The sequence below is a fragment of the Mesorhizobium sp. WSM4830 genome, assembly GCF_055811495.1.
The window spans coordinates 223,420-228,192 of record NZ_JBVVQI010000009.1 but is presented as its reverse complement, the minus strand read 5'-3'; the positions used below and the strand labels follow the sequence as shown (position 1 = coordinate 228,192).

General features: G+C 64.9%; 4 protein-coding genes and 1 pseudogene. 2 read left to right on the top strand and 3 right to left on the bottom strand.

The genetic code is table 11. The features are described 5' to 3' along the window. Positions 1-224 precede the first annotated feature (224 nt). The 3 genes from AC0L2Y_RS14745 to AC0L2Y_RS14735 all read right to left on the bottom strand — a co-directional run bounded on the left by AC0L2Y_RS14745 (position 225) and on the right by AC0L2Y_RS14735 (position 2,992). Positions 225-950: an MBL fold metallo-hydrolase gene (locus AC0L2Y_RS14745; protein ID WP_473557197.1), complete on the bottom strand. Its 726-nt coding sequence runs from the start codon at positions 948-950 to the stop codon at positions 225-227. 14 nt (positions 951-964) lie between these two features. Further along, positions 965-2,131 (bottom strand): diphosphate--fructose-6-phosphate 1-phosphotransferase, encoded by a 1,167-nt coding sequence (locus tag AC0L2Y_RS14740; RefSeq protein WP_473557195.1) that lies wholly within the window; start codon positions 2,129-2,131, stop codon positions 965-967. A 96-nt stretch (positions 2,132-2,227) separates the two neighbouring features. Then, entirely contained in the window at positions 2,228-2,992 is a 765-nt protein-coding gene (locus tag AC0L2Y_RS14735; protein ID WP_352490412.1) for a L,D-transpeptidase, read from the bottom strand. 188 nt (positions 2,993-3,180) lie between these two features. Here AC0L2Y_RS14735 and AC0L2Y_RS14730 point away from each other — a divergent pair. Both AC0L2Y_RS14730 and AC0L2Y_RS14725 read left to right on the top strand, forming a co-directional pair. Next, positions 3,181-3,803, top strand: a pseudogene (locus tag AC0L2Y_RS14730) (LysE family translocator). Positions 3,804-3,812: 9 nt separating this feature from the next. Then, the coding region (locus AC0L2Y_RS14725; RefSeq protein WP_473557192.1) for a tetratricopeptide repeat protein at positions 3,813-4,773 on the top strand (961 nt) is incomplete at its 3' end.

Here is a 4,773-nt window from a genome sequence, read left to right as displayed (position 1 = left end):
TAACCCTTCGCCGTCATCAGGCTGGGTAGAGGACTTGCACCTCCAAGCTGTCGATCATGCTCGGCACACAACAAAAAACCCGCCTCGCGGCGGGTCGTTGGGGCGAATGATCACCATATCCAGATTAGTAGCATAGCTGCCGGCACAAAGCAAGAACAAAATAGCTGCCCAAGACAAATCCCTTCAGGTTCGCCGCCGCCGCCTCACTGCCCCGCTAAGGCTTGCTATGCCGCTGTCCCGTCGGTCCGGCGGAGATACGCGGTGGCGATCTCGCGCATCCGCGTGCCGTCGAAGCTCGGTCCATGACCGCCGTGGCCGATACGGATCGGCAGCTCGAGCAGGCGTTGCATCGTGCGGCGGTAGGCGGCGCGATCGGAATCCGGCAGGTCGTCGATCAGCATGGCGTCGTAGATGGCGTCGCCGGCGAAGAACAGGCCGTCTGCCTCGTCGAACAGCGCGATCGAATCCGGAGAGTGGCCGGGCAGATGCAGGACGCGCAATTGCCGGTCGCCAAGATCAACCACATCGCCCTCGTCCAGCGTTCGGGTTAGCGCCGCCGGTGGAATCCTGTAGTCGGCCGCCTTCCAGCCCTTTGCCGGCAGCCTGGAGACGGCGCCTTCCAGATCGTGGAACATGTAGGCGTAGGTCACCGCCTCATCCATGCTGTCGAACTGCGCGGCGCTGTGGCTCGGCCCTGCTCGCAACGGAAACTCGTGCAGCGAGCCGACATGGTCGAGATGGATGTGCGTGGCGACGACGAGCAGCGGCTTGCCGGCCGGCGTGTCGATCTCAGGCGCCAGCGGGCAGATCCCCATGCCGGTGTCGACCAGCAGGTCGACGTCGCGGCCGCGCAAATGCCAGATGTTGGCGCGCACGAATTCGTGCACGAAGGGCTCGGTCAGCATCGTCGTCTCTGCATCGACGATGGTTTTGCTGAACCAGCTGTCCATCAGATCAAGCCGCATCAGACGAACGGCTTGCCGACCTTGTACTTTTGCGGAACCAGCCGCTTCAGATAGGCCATGCCCGCATCGGACAGCCGGTTGACATCGGGCAGCATGAAATCATCCGGCATATGGCGCGTCTTGCCGGCGACGTTCTTCAGCGGCACCTTCTTCAGCACGGTTTTCTTGCCGTCATATTGCAGCGCCACCGAACCGCCGCCCTCGTCGGCCACCGTGACCGCGAAGGCGCCGGCATCGAAGGCCTCCTGCGCGTCGACCGCGCTGATGGCGCCGACATAGCCGCGCGGCATGTAACCGAGCGCATCGACGCGCGCCCGCTTGCCCGGCAGCCCTTCGGCGAGCGCGCGCTCCAAGGCTGCCGGCAGGTCGCTGCCCGACAGCTTGACGTTGCCGTGCTGGTCGCGCTCCAGCTTTTCGGGCGGCACCAGGCTTTCGACCAGCGCCTTGCCGTCGGCGGTGCTGACGCCTTCGGAGACGGCAACGATGCAGCGCTTGTGGCGGTCGAGCGTGGCGCGCACGTCGTCGATGAAACCGGCCGCCGAGAACGGCCGCTCCGGCACGTAGACGAGATGCGGGCCGCTGTCCTGGTCGAGCTGCCATGCCGCGGACGCAGCCGTCAGGAAACCGGCATGCCGCCCCATGACGATGCCGACATAGATGCCCGGCAGCGCGCGGAAATCGAGATCGACCGAAAGGAATGCCCCGGCGACGAACTCCGCCGCCGACATGAAGCCGGGCGTGTGATCGTTCTCCTCGAGATCGTTATCGATGGTTTTCGGCGCGTGCACGAAGGCGATCTTGCCGCCGGCGGCGTCGGTCAGGATCTGCTGCGTGCCCGACGTGTCGTTGCCGCCGATATAGATGAAGGCGTCGGCGCCGGCCTTCTTCAAGCCATTGAGGATGAGGTCGCAATAGGCGGCATCCGGCTTGTCGCGCGTCGAACCAAGCGCGGCGCTCGGTGTCGCCGCGATCAGCCGCAGGCGGTCCTCGGGGATGGCGGAAAGATCGACGTAATTACCGTCACGAATGCCGCGCACGCCGTGGATGGAGCCAAGGACCTTGGCGCCGGGATGCCGCTTGCGGAATTCGAGCGTGGCGCCCACCACCGTCTGGTTGATGACGGCGGTCGGGCCGCCACCTTGCGCGATGACAAAAGTTCCGGCCATTGTTCACGTCTCCCGGGCGATGAAAATCGCAGGCACATTCGCCTGTCTTGCGGCATCGCGCAACGGCAGAGTGATCACTGAAAGCGAAGCCGCCGTTCAGACGACGACGACCGGGTTTTTCTTGGAGACGCGGCTGTAGAGATCGATGATGTCCTGGTTGATCAGGCGCACGCAGCCCGACGACATCGCCTGTCCGATGCTCCACCATTCGGGCGAGCCGTGGATGCGGTAGCCGGTGTCGCTGCCGTTCTGATAGATGTAGAGGGCACGCGCGCCGAGCGGATTGTCGAGGCCGCCCGGCTGTCCGCTTTGCCATTTCACCAGTTCCGGCCTGCGGGCGATCATTTCGGGCGGTGGGGTCCAGACCGGCCATTCCTTGCCGTACTGGATGTTGGCGCGGCCGGACCAGCGGAACCCGTCCTTGCCGATGCCGACGCCGTAACGGATCGCCTCGCCGCCGGGCTGCACCAGATAGAGCAGCCGCTCCTGCGAGTGAACGACAATGGTGCCGGGCTGCTCGCCGGTCGGATCGACGACGATCTGGCGGCGGAACTCCGGCTTGACCTTGAGATAGGGCACTTCCGGCACGTTGAAGCCACCGTCGGTGAGCGAAGCGTACATCACGTCGGGGCTGGTGATGTTCTTGTCGACGCTGATGCTCGGACGGACCGGCCGGATCGAGCCGGTGGTGACGTCGTCGAGCTGGAGCGACGGAAGATCCAGCGTCTGGCTGCAGCCGGCGACTCCGAGCAGCGCCAGCGCACCGGCGCCGGACAGCACCGTGCGGCGGGAAAGCTGTATTTCGGTTTCGATTGCGTCGCCGGTGTGCGGCAGCGACAGACCTTGCGGCAACTCACGCATTTACCCAAACCCTACGCTATCGGCGGGAAACACGGTCCGGCCGGATAGCAGGCATTTTCACCAATCATGGTTGAAAAAGCGTGAAGGCCGGCCGCCTGGCGTTAACGAGGGGCTTTTTCGATTTTTGCCTCTTTACATCTTCACGAGGCCAAGGATTTATCCTCTTCTTTGAGCTCAAGGAGGAGAAAATGTCTTTCGAAAACTGGGCCGCGTTTGCCGCCGCCTCGGCAATCCTTCTGGTCACCCGGGCCCGACCATCCTGCTGGTGGTGTCCTATGCGCTCGGCCAGGGCTGGCGCACCGCGCTGCCGATGGCAGTCGGCGTGGCGCTCGGCGACTTCACCGCGATGACACTGTCGATGCTGGGCATCGGCGCGCTGCTGGCGGCGTCGGCCACCGTATTCACGGTGCTGAAGGTGATCGGCGCCTTCTATCTGATCTATCTCGGCATCAAGCTGTTTCGCGCCGGCGGCGCGCTCCGGGCCGAACCGCGCACCGATGCGGTGTCTTCGGCCAAGATGACGGCGCATGCCTGGCTGGTCACCGCGCTCAATCCGAAAAGCATCACCTTCTTCGTCGCCTTCCTGCCGCAGTTCCTCGACCGACACGCGGATTTCTGGACACAGATGCTGATCTTCGAGACGACCTTCCTGACGCTCGCCTTCGCCAATGCCTTCGGCTACGCGCTGATCGCGGCAAGAGCGCGCAACGTGGTGCGCAACCCGAAGGCGATCGGCATCTTCAACCGCACCGGCGGCACGCTGCTGGTCGGCGCCGGGATCGCGACGGTGGCGATGCGATCGGGCAACTAAGGACAGACCATGGCGGTCAGCGACGCATTCGGCTTGACACTGTCCGGCGCGACGGAGGCCGGGCTCTCGTCCTACAGCCGGGCTGTGCGCGAATTGCAGTGCTTCATCGGCGATCCGGTCGGTTCCATTGACCGGGCAATCGCCGACGATCCCGGCTTCGTCATGGCGCATGTGTTCAAGGGTTATCTCTTTGGCCTCGCCACCGAGCGAGAGGCGACGGCGGTGGCCAAGGCATGTCACGAGGCAGCGCTGCCGCTTGCCGCGACGACACGCGAGCAGGCGCATGTCGCCGCCCTTGGGTACCTTGCGGACGGACACTGGCACGAGGCCGCCCGCGTGCTGGAGGACATCGCCATCGAGTTTCCGCTCGATGCGCTGGCGCTGCAGACCGGCCACCAGATCGACTTCTTCACCGGCAATGCCCGTATGCTGCGCGACCGCATCGGCCGCGCGCTGCCGTCCTGGCAGAGCGGCATGCCGGGCTACCACGCCATACTCGGCATGCAGGCCTTTGGGCTGGAGGAAATGGGCGACTACGCGCGCGCCGAAAGGCTTGGCCGCACGGCGGTCGACATCGAGCCGCGCGACGGCTGGGCCCAGCATGCGGTGGCCCATGTCATGGAGATGCAGAGCCGGCAGAAGGACGGCATTCTGTGGATGCGCGCCAATCCCGAAGCGTGGACGCGGGAAAGCTTCCTGCAGGTGCACAATTGGTGGCATCTGGCGCTGTTCCATTATGATCTCGGCGAGACCGACGAGGTGCTGGCGCTCTACGACGGGCCCATCTATGGCGAGCGCTCGACGCTGGCGCTCAACATGGTCGATGCCTCGGCGATTCTGTGGCGGCTGCATCTCGGCGGCGTCGATGTCGGGGCGCGCGGGGGGGGGCGAGCCCCCCAAAAGTTTGCCCAAGCCACCCGCCGGCCGTATTGCTTAAAAACACCCCCCCCGATTTATTGGGGGGTGGGGG

Excerpts from the sequence above, each read along its gene's own strand:
- AC0L2Y_RS14740 (WP_473557195.1), bottom strand. The coding sequence starts at position 2,131 with ATGGCCGGAACTTTTGTCATCGCGCAAGGTGGCGGCCCGACCGCCGTC.
- AC0L2Y_RS14745 (WP_473557197.1), bottom strand. The coding sequence starts at position 950 with ATGGACAGCTGGTTCAGCAAAACCATCGTCGATGCAGAGACGACGATG.
- AC0L2Y_RS14735 (WP_352490412.1), bottom strand. The coding sequence starts at position 2,992 with ATGCGTGAGTTGCCGCAAGGTCTGTCGCTGCCGCACACCGGCGACGCA.